Annotated in this window: 23 protein-coding genes and 2 tRNA genes; 13 read left to right on the top strand and 12 right to left on the bottom strand. The window is 67.3% G+C overall.

What is annotated here, in order from left to right; translation table 11 throughout:
• Positions 1 to 948 (bottom strand): ABC transporter substrate-binding protein, encoded by a 948-nt coding sequence (locus tag P6281_RS01385; RefSeq protein WP_014383657.1) that lies wholly within the window; start codon positions 946 to 948, stop codon positions 1 to 3.
• Positions 949 to 1,047: 99 nt separating this feature from the next.
• On the opposite strand from P6281_RS01385, the gene P6281_RS01380 reads away from it, so the two are divergent.
• Positions 1,048 to 1,398, top strand: a complete 351-nt coding sequence (locus P6281_RS01380; RefSeq protein WP_008263131.1) for a LapA family protein — start codon at positions 1,048 to 1,050, stop codon at positions 1,396 to 1,398.
• Here P6281_RS01380 and P6281_RS01375 read toward each other — a convergent pair.
• A complete protein-coding gene (locus tag P6281_RS01375) occupies positions 1,395 to 2,447 on the bottom strand; it encodes a phosphotransferase family protein (protein ID WP_014381639.1) in 1,053 nt (350 codons plus the stop codon). The two genes, P6281_RS01380 and P6281_RS01375, sit on opposite strands and share 4 nt — an antisense overlap.
• A gap of 63 nt (positions 2,448 to 2,510) precedes the next feature.
• The gene (locus tag P6281_RS01370; RefSeq protein WP_014381638.1) at positions 2,511 to 3,149 is read right to left on the bottom strand and encodes a histidine phosphatase family protein; all 639 of its coding nucleotides are present in this window, start codon (positions 3,147 to 3,149) and stop codon (positions 2,511 to 2,513) included.
• Positions 3,150 to 3,226: 77 nt separating this feature from the next.
• Between P6281_RS01370 and P6281_RS01365 the strand changes: the two genes are divergently transcribed.
• The 6 genes from P6281_RS01365 to P6281_RS01340 all read left to right on the top strand — a co-directional run bounded on the left by P6281_RS01365 (position 3,227) and on the right by P6281_RS01340 (position 8,702).
• Positions 3,227 to 3,889: a class I SAM-dependent methyltransferase gene (locus tag P6281_RS01365; RefSeq protein ID WP_201358630.1), complete on the top strand. Its 663-nt coding sequence runs from the start codon at positions 3,227 to 3,229 to the stop codon at positions 3,887 to 3,889.
• 57 nt (positions 3,890 to 3,946) lie between these two features.
• On the top strand, positions 3,947 to 4,999 hold the full coding sequence (locus P6281_RS01360; protein ID WP_201358629.1) for a phosphotransferase family protein: 1,053 nt from the start codon (positions 3,947 to 3,949) through the stop codon (positions 4,997 to 4,999).
• Between the two features lie 11 nt (positions 5,000 to 5,010).
• A complete protein-coding gene (locus P6281_RS01355) occupies positions 5,011 to 5,775 on the top strand; it encodes an SDR family NAD(P)-dependent oxidoreductase (RefSeq protein ID WP_014381636.1) in 765 nt (254 codons plus the stop codon).
• Between the two features lie 71 nt (positions 5,776 to 5,846).
• A complete protein-coding gene (locus P6281_RS01350; protein WP_014381635.1) occupies positions 5,847 to 7,130 on the top strand; it encodes an acyl-CoA dehydrogenase family protein in 1,284 nt (427 codons plus the stop codon).
• The gene (locus tag P6281_RS01345) at positions 7,111 to 7,734 is read left to right on the top strand and encodes a TetR/AcrR family transcriptional regulator (protein ID WP_014383654.1); all 624 of its coding nucleotides are present in this window, start codon (positions 7,111 to 7,113) and stop codon (positions 7,732 to 7,734) included. The genes P6281_RS01350 and P6281_RS01345 overlap by 20 nt, the downstream gene beginning before the upstream one ends.
• On the top strand, positions 7,734 to 8,702 hold the full coding sequence (locus P6281_RS01340; protein WP_014383653.1) for an NADPH:quinone oxidoreductase family protein: 969 nt from the start codon (positions 7,734 to 7,736) through the stop codon (positions 8,700 to 8,702). Before P6281_RS01345 ends, P6281_RS01340 begins: the two co-directional genes overlap by 1 nt.
• Before the next feature lie 7 nt (positions 8,703 to 8,709).
• Here P6281_RS01340 and P6281_RS01335 read toward each other — a convergent pair whose 3' ends face one another.
• Complete coding sequence (locus tag P6281_RS01335) at positions 8,710 to 10,584, bottom strand: alkyl/aryl-sulfatase (RefSeq protein WP_324738586.1); 1,875 nt, start codon at positions 10,582 to 10,584, stop codon at positions 8,710 to 8,712.
• 169 nt (positions 10,585 to 10,753) lie between these two features.
• Here P6281_RS01335 and P6281_RS01330 point away from each other — a divergent pair, with 169 nt between their 5' ends.
• Positions 10,754 to 11,245, top strand: coding sequence for a lipoprotein LpqH (locus P6281_RS01330; protein WP_008263112.1), 492 nt, complete (start codon positions 10,754 to 10,756; stop codon positions 11,243 to 11,245).
• Here P6281_RS01330 and P6281_RS01325 read toward each other — a convergent pair whose 3' ends face one another.
• The 5 genes from P6281_RS01325 to P6281_RS01305 all read right to left on the bottom strand — a co-directional run bounded on the left by P6281_RS01325 (position 11,246) and on the right by P6281_RS01305 (position 15,235).
• On the bottom strand, positions 11,246 to 12,760 hold the full coding sequence (locus P6281_RS01325; RefSeq protein WP_014383651.1) for a sensor histidine kinase: 1,515 nt from the start codon (positions 12,758 to 12,760) through the stop codon (positions 11,246 to 11,248).
• Positions 12,738 to 13,442: a two-component system response regulator TcrX gene (gene tcrX, locus P6281_RS01320; RefSeq protein ID WP_008263107.1), complete on the bottom strand. Its 705-nt coding sequence runs from the start codon at positions 13,440 to 13,442 to the stop codon at positions 12,738 to 12,740. The genes P6281_RS01325 and tcrX overlap by 23 nt, the downstream gene beginning before the upstream one ends.
• Positions 13,443 to 13,595: 153 nt before the next feature.
• Positions 13,596 to 13,751, bottom strand: a complete 156-nt coding sequence (locus P6281_RS01315; RefSeq protein ID WP_008263106.1) for a DUF6131 family protein — start codon at positions 13,749 to 13,751, stop codon at positions 13,596 to 13,598.
• Between the two features lie 22 nt (positions 13,752 to 13,773).
• On the bottom strand, positions 13,774 to 14,013 hold the full coding sequence (locus P6281_RS01310; protein ID WP_008263104.1) for a hypothetical protein: 240 nt from the start codon (positions 14,011 to 14,013) through the stop codon (positions 13,774 to 13,776).
• A gap of 277 nt (positions 14,014 to 14,290) precedes the next feature.
• A complete protein-coding gene (locus P6281_RS01305; RefSeq protein ID WP_009956747.1) occupies positions 14,291 to 15,235 on the bottom strand; it encodes a class I SAM-dependent methyltransferase in 945 nt (314 codons plus the stop codon).
• A 125-nt stretch (positions 15,236 to 15,360) separates the two neighbouring features.
• On the opposite strand from P6281_RS01305, the gene P6281_RS01300 reads away from it, so the two are divergent.
• Genes P6281_RS01300 through P6281_RS01290 form a run of 3 tightly spaced genes read left to right on the top strand, consistent with a single transcriptional unit; the run spans position 15,361 to position 17,268 of the window.
• The gene (locus P6281_RS01300) at positions 15,361 to 15,720 is read left to right on the top strand and encodes a nuclear transport factor 2 family protein (RefSeq protein ID WP_009956748.1); all 360 of its coding nucleotides are present in this window, start codon (positions 15,361 to 15,363) and stop codon (positions 15,718 to 15,720) included.
• A gap of 39 nt (positions 15,721 to 15,759) precedes the next feature.
• The gene (locus P6281_RS01295; RefSeq protein ID WP_009956749.1) at positions 15,760 to 16,758 is read left to right on the top strand and encodes a phosphotransferase family protein; all 999 of its coding nucleotides are present in this window, start codon (positions 15,760 to 15,762) and stop codon (positions 16,756 to 16,758) included.
• A gap of 18 nt (positions 16,759 to 16,776) precedes the next feature.
• Complete coding sequence (locus P6281_RS01290) at positions 16,777 to 17,268, top strand: hypothetical protein (protein ID WP_324738584.1); 492 nt, start codon at positions 16,777 to 16,779, stop codon at positions 17,266 to 17,268.
• A 284-nt stretch (positions 17,269 to 17,552) separates the two neighbouring features.
• Here the strand turns inward: P6281_RS01290 and P6281_RS01285 are convergent.
• Positions 17,553 to 17,625, bottom strand: a tRNA-Arg gene (locus P6281_RS01285).
• Positions 17,626 to 17,666: 41 nt separating this feature from the next.
• Positions 17,667 to 17,755, bottom strand: a tRNA-Ser gene (locus tag P6281_RS01280).
• A gap of 85 nt (positions 17,756 to 17,840) precedes the next feature.
• Between P6281_RS01280 and P6281_RS01275 the strand changes: the two genes are divergently transcribed.
• Positions 17,841 to 18,908 carry a pyridoxal phosphate-dependent aminotransferase gene (locus P6281_RS01275; protein ID WP_008263094.1) on the top strand — a complete coding sequence of 356 codons (1,068 nt, stop codon included), beginning with the start codon at positions 17,841 to 17,843 and terminating at the stop codon, positions 18,906 to 18,908.
• A gap of 8 nt (positions 18,909 to 18,916) precedes the next feature.
• On the top strand, positions 18,917 to 19,378 hold the full coding sequence (locus P6281_RS01270; RefSeq protein WP_008263093.1) for a DUF4334 domain-containing protein: 462 nt from the start codon (positions 18,917 to 18,919) through the stop codon (positions 19,376 to 19,378).
• A 140-nt stretch (positions 19,379 to 19,518) separates the two neighbouring features.
• On the opposite strand, the gene P6281_RS01265 is transcribed toward P6281_RS01270, so the two are convergent.
• Positions 19,519 to 20,103, bottom strand: coding sequence for a TIGR03086 family metal-binding protein (locus P6281_RS01265; RefSeq protein ID WP_324738583.1), 585 nt, complete (start codon positions 20,101 to 20,103; stop codon positions 19,519 to 19,521).
• Between the last annotated feature and the right edge of the window lie 3 nt (positions 20,104 to 20,106).

Genomic DNA, 20,106 nt, shown 5'->3' with positions numbered 1-20,106 from the left:
TCATCCGCCGATCGGGTGGTTGAAGCCGTTGTCCCGTATCCAGTTTCGGGCCGCCTCGTCGGGATCGATACCCGAGTTTCCCGACACCGCAGCGTTGAGCCCGGCAACCCCGGAGGTCGTCAGCTTCGCCGACACCGCGTCCAGTACATCTTTGAGCAGGCCGGAGTTCTTTTGCGAATTGACCAGCGGCACAATGTTTCCCGCCACGAAATTGTGCTCCGGGTCGTCGAGCACCACCAGGTGGCCCTGCGGTATGGCCGGTGAGGTGGTGAAAACGTTGGCGGCGTTCACCCTTCCGTCGAGCAAGGCGCGCACGGTGACCGCGCCGCCGCCGTCGTCGATGGCGACGAAGTTGCCCGGCCGGATGTCGAGCCCGTATTTCTGTCGCAGGCCGGGCAGCCCGGCCGGCCTGGTCGCGAACGCCGACGGCGCCCCGAATCGCACCTCGGCCGAATGCGCGGCCAAGTCGGCGATGGTCTTCAGGTTCCACGCGTTCGCCGTTTGACTGGTCACGGTGACGGTGTCGGTGTCGGTCGCGGGCGCGGGCGTCAGGATCGACAAATCGCCCGGGAGGCGGCGGCGGAGCTCCAGCTCGACGACATCGAGAGTGGTCGCCTCCGAGTCCGGGGCGAAATACAGCAGCAGGTTTCCGATGTATTCGGGCACCAGATCGATGGAATGGTCCTTGAGCGCAGGGATATACGTCTCCCGGCTGCCGATCCCCATCCGCCTTCCGATGTCAAACCCGTTGGCTTGCAGGGCTTGTGCGTAGATCTCGGCGATGATCTGTGATTCCGGAAAGTCCCCGGAACCGACAACGATGGACGAGGGGCTTTTGACCTGCGCCCCCAGCGGGTCGGAATTGCTGCAGGCCGCTACAACGCACATCGCCGTCAGCAGCGCTGCCGCGCGCACGATCACGCCGTGCGGGCGCGGCGCTAGCGTCATACCGCCGACCCTAACGCCCCAACCGGGCGCACGCTGGCCTGCGAGGATCGGTTGCCCGAATCGGTTTCATTCTGGCCCGGATCGGGCAAAGATGACATTATGAGCAGCCCCAACCCTGCGTCGCCCGGACAGCCGTCCCCCAAGCCCACCCACGGGGACAAGACCGGCGCATCCACCAAGGAACCCGCTATCGGGTTCACTCGCGCCGGTGCGCTGTGGTCGTCGCTGTTCGCCGGCTTCGTGATTCTGATTCTGTTGCTGATTTTCATCACCCAGAACACGGCGCCGACGGACTTTCGGTTCTTGGGCTGGCACTGGACCCTGCCCCTGGGTGTGGCGATCTTGCTGGCCGCCGTCGTCGGCGGTCTGATCACGGTGGCGGTCGGCACCGCTCGGATCTTGCAGCTGCGCCGCGTGGCGAAAAAGCACCACACGGCCCCACCGCGCTAGCCGGGCAGCTTGGCCAGTTCGGCCAGGCCGCGGGAGATCAGCGGCGCCACCACCTCGGGCGTGTGCTCGGCGGCGTCGCCCGCGCCACGAGCCTGATCCGACATCCGGCGCCGGAAGTCGATGCCGGCGGCGATGATCGCGAGTTTGAAATACGCCAGCGCCATGTAGAACTCCCAGTGCGCCAGCGGTAAACCGGCCACCAGCGAATAGCGGTCGGCCAGCTCGTCGGCCGTCGGCAGCAGCGGTGAGGTCCACGCGGCCTGCGCATTGACGATCAGGTCCAGCGCGGGGTCGCGGTACACGCACATCAGGGCCGCGTCGGAGAGCGGATCCCCCAGTGTCGAGAGCTCCCAGTCCACCACGGCCCGAACCTTTGTCGGGTCGTCGGCATCCAGGATCGTGTTGTCGATCCGGTAGTCGCCGTGCACGATCGACGTGCGGCTCTGCTGCGGAATCGCCTCGCCCAGACCGGAATGCAGCCGCTGCACATCGGAGTCGCGACGGTCCTCGGGCAGCCGCACCAGATCCCATTGCGAGCCCCACCGCCGCACCTGTCGCTCCAGATACCCGCTGGGCTTGCCGAAGTCGGCCAGGCCGACGGCGTTGGGATCGACATTGTGGAGGTCGACGAGCACCCGGATCAGCGAGTCCACGCAGCCGCCGATGACGGTGTGGCTGAACGACTCGAGTTGGGCGCGGCGGCGCACCACCTGGCCGGCAACGAATTCGACGATCTGGAACGGGGCGCCCAGCACCGAATCGCCTTCGCACAGCCCGATCGTGCGCGCCACCGGAACCGGCGTGTCCTGCAGCGCAGCGACCACCCGGTACTCGCGGGCCATGTCGTGGGCCGATGGCGTCAACCCGTGCAGCGGCGGTCGGCGCACCAGCCAGCTGGTCGCGTCGTCGTAGACGCGGAACGTCAGGTTGGAGCGGCCACCGGAAATGAACTCCGCCCGTAACTCCCCGTCGCGCCCGATCCCGAGTGAACGCAGGTAGGAGTCCAGCGAGGCCAGGTCAAGCCCCTCGAGTTGGTCAGCTGAAGTCACCGAACTTGTCTACCATCGCGGGCCACGACCCGGTTCACCACCTGCGATTTGCCGGCGTCCCGGTCAGGCCGTCCCGCGGTTCGCGTCATCGTCGAGCAGCCGCTGGTTTCGCGGCAACAGATCCCAGACGTGCTCGGTGGTGTTGACCGCGGCGACCGTCGCCTGACCGGACCGGGAGAACAACAGTCGCGTAACCGACGCGTAGTCGACGGGAAAGGACAGCAGTCGCGCCGTCCCGAGGATCTCGTGCAGCAGCACGTTGATCACCCCGCCGTGGCTGAACACCGCGACGGTGTCTTCGGGTTCGGCGCTCGCGACGAGGCCGTCGACCGCGGCGCGCACCCGGGCACGAAACGCATCCTCGTCGACCGCGCTGGGCAAATGCCCCTGGGCCAGGCGCGCCCACTCCTCGGGCATCTCCGCGCGGATCTGCTCGACGGGGATGTACACCGGAAGGTCGCGGTCATACTCGGCGAAGCGGTCGTCGATCTCGACGGTCAGCCCCCGATCCGCCGCGACCGGTTCGGCGGTCTGGATGGCCCGGCGCTGCGGGCTGCTCACCACCCGCGAGATGGGAAACCTGGCGAGCGCCTTGGGCAGTCGCTCGATTTGGGCCAACCCCTCCGCCGACAGGTCCGGATCGGAACCTTGGCCGTGTTCGCTGCGCAGCGGCAGGGCGTGCCGGACCAGAAGCACTTGCATATTTCTTCCTGTCGTTCGAAGGTGGCAGCGCCAGTTTCTCATCGCGTCCGTGCCGCCGATCCCCAGGAGGATTCTTTATGACGCAACCGGATCGGGATTGGGACGCCGCCTACCGGCAGGCGGCGCCGCCCCCGTGGAGCATCGGCCGGCCCCAACCGGAGCTGGCGCGCCTCATCGATCAGGGCCTTGTCCGCAGCGAGGTGCTGGACTCCGGCTGCGGCCATGCCGCACTTTCGCTGGCGCTCGCGGCGCGCGGCTACACCGTCGTCGGCCTCGACGCGAGCGCGACCGCGGTCCAGGCGGCGGCCGCCGCGGCCGCCGAGCAGGGTCTGAGCACCGCGAGCTTCGCGCAGGCCGACGTCACCACCTTTCGTGGCTATGACGGCCGCTTCTCCACCATCCTGGACAGCGGCCTTTTCCACGCGCTGGCGCCGGAACGGCGCCAGAATTACGTGCAGTCCATCTTTCGGGCCGCGGCGCCCGGGGCGGCGTTGTACATCCTGGCCTTCGCCGCGGGGGCGTTGGACCAGGCCCACCCGGACCGGCCGGGCCCGCCGGGCTTCACCGAAACCGAGTTGCACGACGCCGTCTCGACGCTGTGGCGGGTCGATGACATCCGCGTGGCCAAGGTCTACGGCAAGGACGAGTCTTCGGACGGCTCGCTGGCACACCTCGAACACGACGACGAGGGCCACTTCATGGCGCCCGGCTTCCTGCTGAGCGCTCACAAACCCGGCTAAGCCTAGCCGCCACCGCGGAGAATGCTATTCTCCCTACGGAGATTGGGGTGTGCAGCGATGGCCGAGCGCGTGACTGAATCGGGGCTGGATGCGGACGTCCTCGCCCGCTGGCTGGACGCGAACGACGCACCCGGTGGTGGCGAACGGCCGCGGCTGACCCAGCTGAAGGGCGGCTCGCAGAACACCCTCTATCTCGTGGAGCGGGGCGGACAGCGGATGGTGTTGCGGATGCCCGGCGCCCGGGCCGACGCCGCGCGCATCGACGGCCTGCTGCGCGAGATCCGGCTGGTGCGGGCGCTGTCCGGTACCGATGTGCCGCACGCGGCACTGATCGCCGCCGACGACACCGGCCACGTGCTCGGCATGCCCTTCTACGTCATGCAGGCGATCGAGGGGTGGAGCCCGATGGACGGCGGCTGGGCCCCGCCGTTCGACACCGATCTCGCCGCCCGCCGCGGCCTGGCGTTCCAACTCGTCGAGGGCGCCGCCAGGTTGGGCCGGGTGGACTGGCGCGCGCAGGGGCTCGAGGGCTTCGGCCGCCCCGACGGATTCCACGAGCGGCAGGTCGATCGCTGGCTGGCGTTCCTCGACGCTTACAAGGTGCGCGAGCTGCCGGGCCTCGACGAGGCCTCGGACTGGTTGCGCCGCAACCGCCCGGCGCATTACCGGGCGGGCATCATGCACGGCGACTACCAGTTCGCCAACGTGATGTTCGCCCACGGTTCGCCGGCCCGCCTGGCGGCGATCGTGGACTGGGAGATGACGACCGTGGGCGACCCGCTGCTCGACCTGGCGTGGTGCCTGCTGGGTTATGACGGTGAAAACCCGCGCGAGGACGGGTTTTATCTCGACATGCGCGGCATGCCCTCGCGCAGCGAGCTGTTGGAGCACTACGAAACCGTCAGCGGGTTGTCGACCGAGAACATCGACTACTACCTGGTGCTGGCCAACTGGAAGCTCGGCATCGTGCTAGAGAAGACGTATGCGGCCGGCGTGCGCACCGGACCCCAAAAAGGAGGGGTCGACCCCAAGATCACCAACGCGTTCGGGCCGATGATCCTTTCGCTCATCGCCACCGCGGCCGACCTCGCCCGATCGCTGACGACCTAGGGGATGCTGAGATGGGTTATGCCGACCAGCTTTTCGATCTGACCGGCCGGGTCGTCCTGATCACCGGTGGCAGCCGCGGGCTGGGACGTGAGATGGCGTTCGGCGCGGCCCGCTGCGGCGCGGACGTGGTGATCGCCAGCCGCAACATCGACAACTGTGTCGCCACGGCCAAGGAGATCGAGGCCGAGACCGGCCGTTCCGCGATGCCGTATCAGGTGCACGTGGGCCGCTGGGACCAGCTCGACGGGTTGGTCGACGCGACCTACGAGCGGTTCGGCAAGGTCGACACGCTGATCAACAACGCGGGCATGTCGCCGCTGTACGACAAGCTCACCGACGTGACCGAGAAGCTGTTCGACGCCGTGGTCAACCTGAATCTCAAGGGCCCATTCCGCTTGTCCGCGTTGGTCGGTGAGCGCATGGTGGCGGCAGGCCGGGGGTCGATCATCAACGTGAGCACGGCCGGATCGCTGCGTCCGACGCCGGACATCATTCCCTACGCCGCGTCCAAGGCCGGGCTCAACGCCATGACCGAGGCGCTGGCGAAGGGTTTCGGCCCGGCGGTGCGGGTCAACACGCTGATGGCCGGGCCGTTTCTCACCGACGTGAGCAAGGCGTGGAATCTCGACCAGGCGACGGAGAAGCCCTTCAGGCATCTCGCGTTGGAGCGCGCCGGCGATCCGCGCGAAATCGTCGGTGCCGCGGTGTTTCTCGCCTCGGACGCCTCGAGCTTCACCACCGGATCGATATTGCGCGCCGACGGCGGCATTCCTTAACACGTGGCGATCACAAGCGCGGCGAGGCCGGGCGCAGTGGGTCGCCACCAATGAACGAGTAGGAGCATTCGATGTCTTGGGACTTTTCCACCGAACCGGAATTCGAAAAGAAGCTGGAGTGGATCCGCGAGTTCGTGCGCGAGGAAGTGGAGCCGCTGGAGGTGTTGTTCCCCGGCTGCGAATTCCTGCCGCTGAACGACGAGCGGCGCAAGATCGTCGACCCGCTCAAGCAGCAGGTCCGCGACAAGGGTCTGTGGGCGCCGCATCTGGGGCCCGAGCTCGGCGGGCAGGGCTTCGGCGCGGTCAAGCTGACGTTGATCAACGAGATCCTAGGCCGCAGCCCGTGGGCCCCGATCGTGTTCGGAACGCAGGCCCCCGACACCGGCAACGCCGAAATCATCGCCCGCTTCGGAACCCAGGAGCAGAAGGACCGCTACCTGTCGGGGCTGCTGTCGGGTGAGATCTTCTCCTGCTTCTCGATGACCGAGCCGCAAGGCGGTGCCGACCCGCGGGTCTTCACCACCCGCGCGGTCCGAGACGGTGACGACTGGGTGATCACCGGCCGGAAGTACTTCTCCTCCAACGCCTCCGTCGCCTCCTTCTTCATCGTCGTCGCGATCACCGATCCCGACGTGCCGGTGCACACCGGCGCATCGACGTTCCTGATCCCGGCCGGCACCGAGGGACTGGTCCTGGAAGCCAACCACCACCTGGTCGGCGCGGATCCGCACGAGCCCGGGCATTCCCTGGTGCACTACAACGACGTGCGCGTGCCCGCCGACGCCCTGCTGGGCGAGCCCGGTCAGGGCTTCCTGATCCTGCAGACCCGGCTGGCCGGCGGGAGGCTGCATCACGCGATGCGGTCCATCGGGATGGCCCAGCGTGCTGTCGAGATCATGTCGCGGCGGGCGAAAAGCCGCTTCACGCAAGGCAGTCTGCTGGCCGACAAGCAACTCGTGCAGGAGTTCGTCGCCGATTCCTACACCGAGTTGATCCCGTTCCGGCTGACGGTGTTGCACGCCGCCTGGCTGATCGACCAGGGCGACGAGCGCGGCGCGCGAGCGGAGATCGCCGCCTGCAAGATCCTGGCCTCCCAGGTGCTCAAATCGATTGCCCTGCGCGCCATCCAGGTGCACGGCGCGCTGGGGCTCACCGACCAGCTGCCCCTGGTCAACGTGTTGCTCGGCGGCATCGCGCTCGGCCTGGCGGACGGCCCTACCGAGGCGCACAAGGTCAACCTGGCGCGGATGCTGCTCAAGGGGTACGAGGCCGAAGAAGGCGACTGGCCCAGCGAGATGCTCGACGTGCGGCGCGCAGCCGCCCGCTCCAAATACGGTGACCTCGTTGACCTCTAACCGGGTCGCCGCGGCCGTCGAGCGGGCGCTGGACGACCGCCAGCGGGAAGCCACCGAGGAGGTGGAACGCATCCTGGCGGCGGCGGTGCGCGTCATGGAACGCGTGGCGCCCGAGCCGCCCCGGGTCAGCGACATCGTCGCCGAGGCGGGTTCGTCGAACAAGGCGTTCTACCGCTATTTCGCCGGCAAGGACGATCTCATCCTGGCCGTCATGGAACGCGGGGTGGCCATCGTCGTGTCTTACCTCGAACATCAGATGGCCAAGGAGTCCGAGCCCCGCGACAAGGTCGCGCGGTGGATCGAGGGCACGCTGGCGCAGGTGGCCGACCCGCATCTGATCAGCATGACCCGAGCGGCGGCCGGACAGATGTCGGCCGGCACGAGTTGGCGCGCGGCCGACCAGGAAATGATGCGGCCGCTTCGCGCGCTGCTCGTCGAACCCGTTGCGGCGCTGGGTAGTAGCGACGTCGAACGCGACGTTGAGGCGGTGTTCAGCTGCACGGCGGCGACCCTGCGCCGCTACGTGGGCTCGGCCGAGGAGCCGGGGCCCGACGACATCGCACATGTGGTGCGGTTCTGTTTGCGTGGACTGGGGGCCAATTGATGCGCGCCGTGATCTGCCGTTCCTACGGCACGCCCGAGGACCTGGTGATCGACGAGGTGCCCGACCCCGCCCCCGGGCCGGGCCAGCTGCTGGTGCGGGTGCGCGCGGCCGCGGTCAACTTCCCCGACGTGCTGTTCATCGCCGGCAAGTACCAGGTGAAGATCCCACCGCCGTTCATCCCCGGCAACGAGATCGCCGGCGAAGTCATCGCCGCCGGAGAGGGTGCGCCGTTCCGTCCGGGACAGCGCGTGTCCGGGACCACCTTCGGGGCGTTCGCCGAGCTGGCGCTACTCGATGCGAGCCAGGCCGAGCCAGTTCCGGACGACGCCGACTTCGCGTCGGCCGCCGCCTTCGGGGTGACCTACCGCACCGCCTATCACGCACTGCGCTCGACCGCCGCTGTCGCGGAAGGAGATTGGGTCGTCGTGCTCGGCGCCGCGGGCGGCGTGGGCCTGGCCGCCGTCGATCTGGCCGTGGCGATGAAGGCGCGGGTGCTGGCCGCGGCGTCGAGTCCGGAAAAGCTGGAGCTGTGCCGGCAGCGCGGCGCCGAGGCGACCGTCGACTACGACCGGGAGGACCTGAAGTCGCGGATCCGTGAACTCACCGGCGACAGCGCGCGGGTCGTCCTGGACCCGGTCGGTGGATCGTATTCGGAACCGGCGCTGCGCGGGCTCGCGCGTGGCGGCACCTTCGTCACGCTGGGATACGCGGCGGGCGCGATCCCGGCCATACCGCTCAATCTCATTCTGCTCAAAGACATCTGCGTGCGGGGCATGGAGATCCGCACCTTCATGAGCGATTACCCCGACAATGCCGTCCGCGACATCAAGGAGCTGTCGCGGATGTTCGCCGCCGGCACGGTCCGGCCCTACATCGGCGCGCGATTCCCGCTGTCCGAGACCGCCGCCGCGCTGCGGCACGTCGCCGACCGCAAGGTGCTGGGCAAGGTGGTGATCGACGTCGGGTGACGCCGTGTCACGGTGTGACGATGTTGAAACTCGGGTCCGGCCCGTCGAGCACATCCACCAAGGCCTGCAGTGCGCCCCGGTTGCCGGATAGCTCCAGACCGGCTGAGGCGAAGTCACCCGTCGCCAGGCTCAGGAGCCGAATCTTGCCCGCCAGCTTGACCGTAACGGATGCCGTCGCGGGGTCGGGCGCCGCCTTGCGGTGGACGAGCACCCCGTTGCGCAGCGCGAGCCGATAGTTGACCGCCGTGTCGGCCAAGGTGACGTCGACGGCGACGTCGAGATCCCAGCTGCGCGGGCCGTTGACCCGGATGGACAGGCTGTCGAAGATCTGCTCCGGGGTCAGCTGGGTCAGCATGGACGACGACGTTGTGGTGGTGGCCGTGCCGACGTTGCCGTCGCGCAGCTCCATCGCCCCGCTCAGGAAGAAATTGCGCCAGGTCGCGTTTTCGGCACCGTAGGCGAGTTGCTCGAGCGTGTCCGAGTACAGCGCACGGGCGCCGGCATGCGCGCTGTCGGTGAAGACCGCATGATCCAACAATGTTGCGGCCCAACGGTAGTCACCGGAGTCGAATGCCTTTTGCGAAAGGTCGACGACCCGGTCGATGCCGCCCATCGCCTCGACATACCGGGGCGCGAGCGCCTCGGGAGGGTGGGGCCACAGCCGGGCCGGGTTGCCGTCGAACCAGCCCATGTAGCGCTGATAGACGGCCTTGACGTTGTGGCTCACCGAACCGTAGTAACCGTGCGTGTGCCAGGCCCGCTCGAGTACCGGTGGCATCTGGAACATTTCGGCGATCTCGACGCCGGTGTAACCCTGGTTCAGCAACCTCAGCGTCTGATCGTGCAGATATGCATACAAATCGCGCTGCAAGGACAGGAACTCGACGATGCTGTCGCGCCGCCAGGTTGGCCAGTGGTGGGAGGCGAATACGACGTCGGCGCGGTCGGCGAAGGCGTCGATCGCCTCGGTGAGATAACCGGACCAGGCGTGCGGGTCGCGCACCACCGCGCCGCGCAGGGTCAGCAGGTTGTGCAGGTTGTGGGTCGCGTTCTCGGCCATGCACAGCGCGCGGAAACGCGGGAAATAGAAGTGCATTTCGGCGGGCGCCTCGGTGCCGGGCGCCATCTGGAACTCGATCTCCACGCCGTCGATCGTGTGGGTTTCACCGGTGGTTTCGATGTGGACGGTGGGGACGATGACGGCGACCTCGCCGGTGGACGGCGCCTGGCCGAGCCCGCAGCCGACCTGACCCATTGGCCCGCGCGGCAGCAGGGTGCCGTACATGTAGGTTGCCCGCCGCGTCATTGCCGGTCCGGCGTAGACGTTTTCGGAGACCGCGTGCTCGATGAAGCCTTCCGGCGCCAGCACCGCCACCGTGCCCGCATCCACGTCGGCCTGCGAGGTGACGCCCAGGACGCCGCCGAAGTGATCGACATGGCTGTGGGTGTAGATCACCGCGACGACGGGCCGGGCGCCGCCGCGATGCTCGCGGTACAGCGCCAGTGCCGCCGCGGCGACCTCGGTGGAAATCAGGGGGTCGATGACGATGATGCCGTTGTCGGTTTCCACGAACGTCACGTTGGAGATGTCCAACCCGCGGACCTGGTAGATGCCCGGCACCACTTCGTAGAGGCCTTGTTTGGCGGCCAGCGTCGACTGCCGCCACAGGCTGGGATGCACCGACGTCGGCGCGGGTCCGTCCAGGAAGGCGTAGGCATCGTTGTCCCAGACGATTCGGCCGTCTGCCGCCCGAATCACGCACGGCGACAAGGCCGCAATGAATCCGCGGTCCGCGGCGCGGAAATCGGCGTCGTCCTGGAAAGGCAGGACCTGTCCGCGGTGGGCGGACTCGATGACGGGAGTGGGAGGCTTGTGATCCACCTTCTCCACCTTGCCATTGATGCTGCAGGCCCCGAAAGCATTTCACCGACGAATAATGAATACAGCAACAATTTCTCGGGGTTCTGGATTCTCGGTCCAGTTAACCCGCATACTGCCCAGACGGCCCTCAATGCCGAGGACCGCAACTATCGGGCAAAAAGGAGAACAGGTGAAGCGTCAATTGACGGTCGCGGTGGCCGGGGCGGCGATTCTCGCCGCGGGCATTTCCGGATGTTCGGGTGGTAACAAGTCGGGAACGAGCGCGAGCAGTTCCGCCAGTAGCTCGGGTACGAGCGCGTCGGCTAGCACCGGCGGCGCCGCCGGCACGAAGGTCACGATCGACGGCAAGGACCAGAACGTGTCCGGTTCGGTCGTGTGCACAAATGCGGGTGGCACCATCAACATCGCGATCGGTGGCGCAGCGACCGGCATCGCCGCCGTGCTCAGCGACGGCAACCCCCCGCAGGTGAAATCCGTTGGGCTGGGCAATGTCAACGGCGTGACGCTGGGCTATACCTCGGGCACCGGGCAGGGCAATGCAACCGCCAGCAAGGATGGCAACAGCTACAAGATCAGCGGCACCGCCACCGGGGTGGACATGGCCAACCCCATGCAGCCGGTGAACAAGCCGTTCGAAATCAATGTGACCTGTAACAGCTAGCTAGGCCGATGCGGGCGGTTGCCATCCGTTGGGTGGCAACCGCACCGTGAACTCGGTGCGGCCCGGTGAGCTGTCGACCGCGATCGTCCCGTTGTGCGCCCTCACCACGGCCGAGACGATCGCCAGTCCAAGCCCGGTGCTGCCTCCCTTGCGCGAGCGCGAGGAATCACCGCGGGCGAACCGTTCGAAGACCTCCGACTGCAGCGCCGCCGGAATGCCGGGCCCGTTGTCGATGACCTGTAGCACGGTGTGCGACGGCTCGGTGCTCAACCGCGTCGTCACCACGGTGCCCGCGCCGGTGTGGACGCGGGCGTTGGCAAGCAGATTCGTCAGGACCTGGTGGAGCCGCGCCGCGTCGCCGGTGACGACCACCGGTTCTTCGGGCAGGTCGAGTTCCCACTGATGATCCGGTCCCGCGACGTGCGCGTCGTTGACCGCATCCACCGCCAACCGCGACAGATCGACCGATTCGCGTTCCAGCGGCCGGCCGGAATCCAGGCGGGCCAGCAGCAACAGGTCCTCGACGAGCCGCGTCATCCGCTCGGTCTCGGACGCCACCCGGCTCATCGCCTGCGCCACCGCCTCGCGGTCGTCGCCCATCCGTTGCGTCAGTTCGGTATAACCGCGGATCGCGGCGAGGGGCGTGCGCAGTTCATGGCTGGCGTCGGCGACGAACTGGCGAACGCGAGTCTCGCTGGCCTGGCGCGCCGACAGCGCTTCCGCGATGTGGTCGAGCATCCGGTTGAGCGAGGCACCGAGCTGTCCCACCTCGGTGGAGGGGTTCGCGTCGGATTCGCGTACGCGCACAGGCAATTCGACCTCGCCGCGCGACAGCGGCAGATCGGCGACCTGGCCCGCGGTTTGGGCGACGCGGCGCAACGGCGCCAGCGCCCGCCGGATGATCACGACCCCGGCGATCGTCGCGGCCGCCAGCGCAACCGCGGTGACGATCCCGAAGATGACGAGCATCCGGATCAGGGTGGCGTCGATGTTGGACATCGACAGGCCGGTGACGATGATGTCGCTGCCGTTTCGGCTCGGCGCCGCGACGACGCGGTAGCGGCCGAGGCCGTCCAGGTTCAGCGTGACCGGCGCGCGGTTGCCGGCGATCTGTTCCAGTTGGGTCTGGGCGGTCGGGGTCAGGTCATCCCTGGTGCCGCTGCTGGTCAGGTAGCCGGCGTCAACCGTCTTGCCGTGGCTGACCACCGCCGCCACCATGCCGGCCGGCTGACCCGGGGCGTCCAGGAACCGCGGGCCGGGGCCCGGCCTCGGATAGTAGGAGTGCTGGTGGTGGTGCCATCCCGGGTGGTTCGGCTCGGGGTACATCAGCGCCGAGCGGAACGAGGTCCCGGCGAGTTGGCCGTCGAGCTGCTTGACCAGGTGATGGTTGAGCGCCAGTTCGGTCACCGCGGTGATGCCGACGCACACGATCGCCAGGACGACGATCTGGCCGACCAGCAGCCGCAGCCGAAGGGACCAGACCCTTCGCGGGTCAGCGGGCCGGCTTGAGGACATAACCCGCGCCGCGCAGTGTGTGGATCATCGGATCGCGACCGTTGTCGATCTTCTTGCGCAGGTAGGAAATGTAGAGCTCGACGATGTTGGAGCGGCCGCCGAAGTCGTAACTCCATACCCTGTCCAGGATCTGGGCCTTGCTCAGCACCCGCTTGGAGTTGCGCATCATGAACCGCAACAGCTCAAATTCGGTCGAGGTCAACGAGATTGGCTCCCCGGCGCGGGTGACCTCGTGGCTGTCCTCGTCGAGCACCAAATCCCCGACCACCAGCTGTGCGCCGCTGTCCACGGTCGTCACCCCGGTGCGGCGCAACAGCGCCCGCAACCGCAGCACGACCTCTTCGATGCTGAACGGCTTGGTGACGTAGTCGTCGCCGCCGGCGGTCAGGCCGGCGATGCGATCCTCCACCGCATCCTTGGCCGTCAACAGCAGCACCGGCAGCTGTGGGATCTCCCCGCGCAGTTTGTGCAGGACGTCGAGGCCGCTCATGTCGGGCAGCATCACATCGAGGACGACGACGTCCGGACGCTGGTTGCGGGCGGCCGCGATGGCCGATTCCCCGTCCCCGGCGGTGGAGATGTTCCAGCCCTCGTACCGCAGCGCCATCGATACCATTTCGGCCAGGACGGGTTCGTCGTCTACGACCAGCACGTTGATGGGGTTGCCGTCCGCTCGGCACATGACAACCCGCTCTACAGAGGCTCGGGGCTGCGTCACAAGCTCCAGTATCCGTCACCGACTGAGCCCAGACTATGACGAACCTATGCGCGCCCTGTGAAACGAAACGCGCGACTGCCGGAGCAGTCGCGCGATCGTGGTGTTCGGCCGTAGCGGTTAATACCAGTAGCGCCGGCCGGCGACCGGACGGCCGATCGAGCCCAGAATCCAGAGGATCGCGCCGATCACCAGCAGCACGATTCCCAGCGTGGTCAGCACGGGTACGTGGAAGAAATACCCGAGAACAAGCAGGACAATTCCTAAGATAACCATTTCGACTTCCTTCGGGTGAGGGTTAGAGGTTGACCGATTGCATTGAACTTGGTTGCGGCAGATGGCAATCCGTGACTTTCGGGTTGACCCCGAAGTAATTCAGGGGTCCGGCGATCACGGTCACCGCAACCGTGCCCGCGGAGGCGCATGTCGTCTGGTCGTTTTTGAAGTAATCCCGTTGCCACGCCGCGAAGGCTCCGATCAGCAACCACACCAAAGCAACCGTTCCGATGATCCCGCTGCCACGCATCGTGACCTCCATTGTGAGCGAGAAGAAGTTTTCTCGTGGTGCTGAAGTTACCCATTCGACTTATGCCTAAACATGCAATGGGTTATGCGGCAGCGCTTGTCGGCACATCCCGGCACGTCAGAGGCGGTCGAAGCGGCGGCCGGCGACCCGCGCTCCCACGGCCGGGAGGGCCGTGCCCGCTGGATTAGCTCAGCTAACTCGAGGACCCGCCCCGATTCGAGGCGTTCCTATCGAAATGGCGTGCCTGAGCCGCTAAATTAGCAGCGGCACTTTCGATCTCGGCGTTCGGTCAGCCCGGCCGCCGCTGTGCGGACACATAGAGGGTGGGCGGCATCGAATCCTCCGCACCCTGCGGGATCCGGCGGTCATACCGGGCCATCAACTCGGCGAACGTCGCGGTCGTGACGTCCCAGCCGCGGCCGCGCAGCCAGCCGTCGACGGGCGTGCGCTCCTCCGGGTACCACAGGTCGTCGAAGTCCGTGATCTCGGCGTTGACCAGCTTGGCTGCCGCCGCCCGCATGCGCCGCATGTCCTCGCGCTGGCGTTGCACACGGTCGGGGTCGGTGAAACCCGATTCGGGCACGTTGGACGCCAGCCAGCTGCCCTCGGCGCTCAGCGAATCGATCCGCTCGAACAGCAAGTCCTGGGCCTGCGCCGGTAGATAGCGAACGAGCCCTTCGGCCGACCACACCGCAGGTCGCGAAGCATCAAACCCCGCTTCCCGCAACGCTTTCGGCCAATCCTGGCGCAGGTCGATCGGCACGTTGACCAGCTGCGCGGTCGGCTCCGCGCCGTGTTCGCGCAGCGTGTTGGATTTGAATTCCAGCACCTTGGGCTGGTCGAGCTCGTAGACGACCGTGCCGTCGGGCCACGGCAGCCGCCAGCTGCGCGCGTCCAGTCCGGCCGCCAGGATCACCACCTGGCGCACGCCGGCGTCGGCCGCGCCCAGGAAGAACTCGTCGAAGAATGCCGTCCGGGTGGCCATGAAGTCGACCATCAGCTGCAGCCGCGCCCGCAGATCGGGCTCGATGTCGGCCGCCTTGGCCAGCAACGCCGGGTTGGCATAGATGCTCCACATCCCCTCGCCCGCGGCGTCGACGAACACCCGCGCGAACGGGTCCTTGATCAGCGGGTTGTCACTCTCGGTCTCCGCGGCGCGAGCTGCGGCGACGCCGAGCGCGGTGGCGCCGACGCTTTGGGTGATTTCCCAGGAATCGTTGTCGGTCCGCGGCATGGGCAGTTCCCTTCCCCAGAAAGTAAGTTATGCACACTATTCTTCCAGCCGCCGCCACCGGCCGCCTCCCGTCGCCCCTGCCCTAGTCTTTTTCCCAGACGGTCCACAGGTTGCAAGGGAGTGCCATGACGCCCACCCCGTCGCGTACGCCGCAGGAAGTGTTCGCCCACCACGGCGCCGCGCTGGCCGCGGGAGACCTTGACGAAATCCTCACCGACTACGCCGAGGACTCCGTGCTGATCACGCCCGCCGGCGTCGCGCGCGGCAGGCAGGCCATCCGCCGGGTCTTCGCGCAACTGCTCGCCGATATCCCGGATGCCAACTGGGACTTGAAGACCCAGCTCTTCGACGGCGATGTGCTGTTCCTGGAATGGGCCGCCGATTCGGCGGCCAGCCGGGTCGACGACGGCGTTGACACCTTCGTGTTCCGCGACGGCGTGATCGCGGCGCAGACCGTCCGATACACGCCACACCCGAAGGGCTGAGCAGTGGACTCCGTGAATCTTCAAGCCGTAGCGGAATGGATGTCCGGGCAGGGGCTCGGCGAGGGCCCGCTGGAAGGCGTCTCCAACGTCACCGGCGGAACGCAGAACGTCATGCTGCGGTTCAGCAGGGCCGGGCGGCCCTACGTGCTGCGGCGCGGGCCCCGGCACCTGCGTCCGCGCAGCAACAGCGTGATCCTGCGGGAAACGAAAGTCCTTGCGGCGCTGGCAGGTTCCGATGTGCCGCATCCGCACCTGATCGCCGTCTGCGAGGACCCCGCCGTGCTGGGCGACGCGGTCTTCTACCTCATGGATCCCGTCGACGGATTCAACGCCGGCGAGGGTCTGCCGCCTTTGCACGCGGGCGACGCGAAGGTGCGACACGGCATGGGGCTGTCGATGGCCGACGCGTTGGCCAAGCTCGGTGCCGTCGACCATGTCGCCGTCGGCCTCGCCGAATTCGGTAAGCCGGAGGGCTTTTTGGAGCGCCAGGTGCCGCGCTGGCTTTCCGAGCTCGAGTCCTACAACGACTACGAGGGTTATCCCGGGCCGCAGATCCCCGGCATCGAGGAGGTGTCGACCTGGTTGGACCGGCACCGGCCGGCGCACTGGACGCCGGGCATCATGCACGGCGACTACCACGCGGCCAACGTGATGTTCTCCCGCACCGGGCCGGAGGTGGTCGCGATCGTCGACTGGGAGATGTGCACGATCGGCGATCCGCTGCTGGACCTGGGCTGGCTGCTGGCCACCTGGCGCCAGCCCGACGGCTCCAGCGTGTTCAGCCACGCCCTGGGCGGCCAGGACGGATTGGCCAGTACCGACGAGCTTTTCCAGCGCTACGCCGCCAACACCACCCGCGACCTGTCACACATCACCTGGTACACCGTGCTGGCCTGCTTCAAGCTGGGGATCGTGATCGAGGGGACGCTGGCCCGGGCCTGCGCGGGAAAGGCGGAGAGGGAGGTAGGCGACCAATTGCACGCCGCCACCGTGCATCTGTTCGAGCGGGCGCTGCGCCTCATCGACAACGAGGGCTGACCTACTAGCATTCGTCTCGTGCCGCCCTATCCCGAGGAACCGGATTACTACTCCGAGCCCACCGCGGCCGCGCGGTACGGCGGCGGCTATTACGACGCCGCGCCGGAGCCGCCCGAGCCCCCGACGCCCTGGTACCGCCGCCCGGCGGCGCTGGTCGCAGCAGGCGCCATAGGGGCGCTCCTGCTCGGCGCGGTCGTCTTCGCGGCGGTCAAGCTCGCGAGCAATTCGTCGGCGCCCAGCCCGGCAACCACGACGACGCCGGCGCCGTCCACCACCGCGCCGGTGACCACCACGACGACGGAGCCACCCCGGCACCACGGCGGCGGCGGTGGCGGCCCGACCGAGACGGTCACCGAGACCGTCCCGCCACCGAGCACCGACACTCCCACGACGACCGTCTCGCCCAGCACGGTCACCGTGACGCCGAGCACCGAGACCAGCACCGTCACCCAAACGGTGACCGAGCCGCCCCGTCGGGGGCCATTCGGCGGACCGTTCGGCGGACGCTAGCGGTCGGCGCGGGTGTGCCCGGGTTCCGTCAAACCCGAGGGCACAACATAATTCGGCCGCTTACAACAAGGTGCAAGTGGTGACACCTGCTGCGCTTGTACTGCAACCGCATGCAGACGTCAGCAGGGCGCTGGAGGCGATTACCAGGGCGGCGAGGATTTTGGTGACACGGGACATGACTCAACTCCGATGTTCGCACGGAACTGAACTGAGGCCCGAGGCCGATGATATTACGCGCAGACCGCGCTGCCTGTGACACGTTTGACGCACGAAAAATGGCTGAGCGCGCCCGAAGGGATTCGAACCCCTAACCTTCTGATCCGTAGTCAGATGCTCTATCCGTTGAGCTACGGGCGCCTGTTCTTCAGTTGTCGTTCCGTGTTCCGTTCAGGACCCAGCGGAGGCGAGAGGATTTGAACCTCCGGTCCCCTTTGAGGGGGACAACTCATTAGCAGTGAGCCCCATTCGGCCGCTCTGGCACGCCTCCCTTTTGGACTTTCTGAGGGTACCGACCCCTTTCCGGTCTCGCGGAACCGGCCATACTGTACACAGTTGAGACATAAACTGTCGAAGTGACCGCCCGTCTACGCTCCGAACTGGCCGGACTGCCAGTGTATGTGCCCGGCAAGAACGTGCCGGGCTCGATCAAGCTGGCCAGCAACGAGACCGTTTACGGCCCGCTACCCAGCGTGCACGCGGCGATCGAGCGGGCCATCGCCGTCGTCAACCGCTACCCGGACAACGCCAGCGTGGACCTCAAGGCGGCGCTGGCCATGCACCTGGGTTCCGACGTCGCCCCCGAGCACATCGCGGTCGGCAGCGGTTCGGTCACCTTGTGCCAGCAGCTCGTTCAGATCACCGCCGCGGCCGGCGACGAGGTGATGATCGGCTGGCGCAGCTTCGAGTGCTACCTGCCCATCATTCAGGTGTCCGGCGCGACGACCGTGCGGGTGCCGCTGACCGATCACACGCATGACCTCGACGCGATGCTCGCGGCGATCACCGACCGCACCCGGCTGATCTTCGTCTGCAACCCCAACAACCCGACGTCCACGGTCGTCGACCCGGACGCGCTGGCCCGATTCGTGGACGCCATTCCGTCGCACATCCTCGTCGCCCTCGACGAGGCCTATGTCGAGTACGTCCGCGACGGCATGCTGCCCAACAGCCTCGAGCTGGCCCTCACCCGCAGCAATGTCGTTGTGCTGCGGACCTTTTCGAAGGCGTACGGGTTGGCGGGCCTGCGGGTCGGCTATGCGGTCGCCCACCCCGACCTGATCACCGCCCTGGACAAGGTCGTCATGCCGTTTGCGGTGACGAACGTCGCGCAGGCGGCCGCCATCGCGTCGCTGGACGCCTCGGCCGAGTTGATGGCCCGCACCGACGCACTGGTCGGCGAGCGCACCCGCGTGAGTGACGCCCTGCGCGACGCCGGGTTCGAGCTGCCGCCGTCGCAGTCGAACTTCGTCTGGCTACCACTGGGGTCGCGCACCATGGACTTCACCGAGCAGGCCGCCGAAGCGCACCTGGTGGTGCGGCCGTTCGCGGACGAAGGCGTTCGTGTCACCATTGGTGCTCCGGACGAAAATGACGCTCTGCTGCGTTTCGCCCGCGATTGGATAGCCCGCACCGAATCCTGAGGAGAGCCGTGGACCTCGCCCGAAAGAAGTTCACCGAATTCAAAGAGCGCAGCGGCGACATCGCGGATTCCGAGCTCGACGAATTCTGGGCCGAGCTTTCGCCCGCGACCCTCGACGGGATGCTCGGCGAGTGGAAGGGCGGCGAGTTCCAGACCGGCCACAAGATGAACGGCCAACTGGAAAAAGCCGGGTGGTACGGCAAGACCTTCAAATCCGTCAGCGACGTGCAGCCGCTCGTCTGCCTGGACGCCGACGGCAACAAGTTCTCGAACGTGGAAATGGGCAAGGGCGAGGCCAGCCTGTGGCTGGAGGACTTCCGCGGGGAGGTCACCGCCACCATGGTCTACGACGGCCAGCCGGTGCACGATCACTTCAAGAAGATCGACGACAACGCCGTGATGGGGATCATGAACGGCAAGGGCGTTCGGGACAACGGCAAGTACTACTACTTCTACCTCGAGCGCGTCTAGCGTCTCGACCTGCGAGCCGTCCAGTGTGAACTGGCGGCTTTGATTGTGCGTCCACGCCGACGACCAGCCGCGCGGACCCGACGCGGCTTCACACCCAAAGCCCAGGCTTCACACTCGACGGGCGAGAGCCGAAGGGCGGGCTACCGCGCCGGGTTGCGGCCGGTGAACGCGACCAACTGCTCGAGGGCGCCGGCGTCCGCGGGCACGTCGACTGGGTCGTCGAATCCGGCGCTGCCGCGTAGCTCCGGCCTGATGATGTGGCGGGCCAGGCCCAGCACGTATTCGGACAGCGGCTCGGGGGCGTCGACCTCGCGCTTCGTCGCGGCCGCGTAATCCCAGGCGTGCACCAGGAATTCGATCGACAGGACGGCGCACGCGCTCTTGGCGGGCATCTCGCCCTTGCCGAACGGCACCGTCCCGCCCAGCCCGTGCCGGTGCCAGGCGTCCAGCGCCGGCCGCGCCGCGGCCACCACCTGGCGCTCCACCGAATCGCCTTCGGCGGGTTCGGGAACGTCGGCGCCCACCATGCCCCCGAGGGCTTTGATCGAATTCAGCAGGTGCCCGGTCAGTTGCGCGACGTCGAAATCCGCGCAGGGCGTCGGCCGCGACAGGTCGTCGTCGGCGATGGTGTGCAGGACCCGCTGCAGCACCCCCAGGGTGTCCTCGGCGCTGTGCAGCTCGTCGGTCGGCGGTGAATGCGGGCCGGGTCGCAAGTCAGGAGCCATATT

Source organism: Mycobacterium sp. 5-140-3-2 (genome assembly GCF_035666375.1).
GTDB lineage: Bacteria > Actinomycetota > Actinomycetes > Mycobacteriales > Mycobacteriaceae > Mycobacterium > Mycobacterium intracellulare.
The sequence above is the reverse complement of the archived record's forward strand: the minus strand, read 5'-3'. Positions and strand labels throughout refer to the sequence as shown.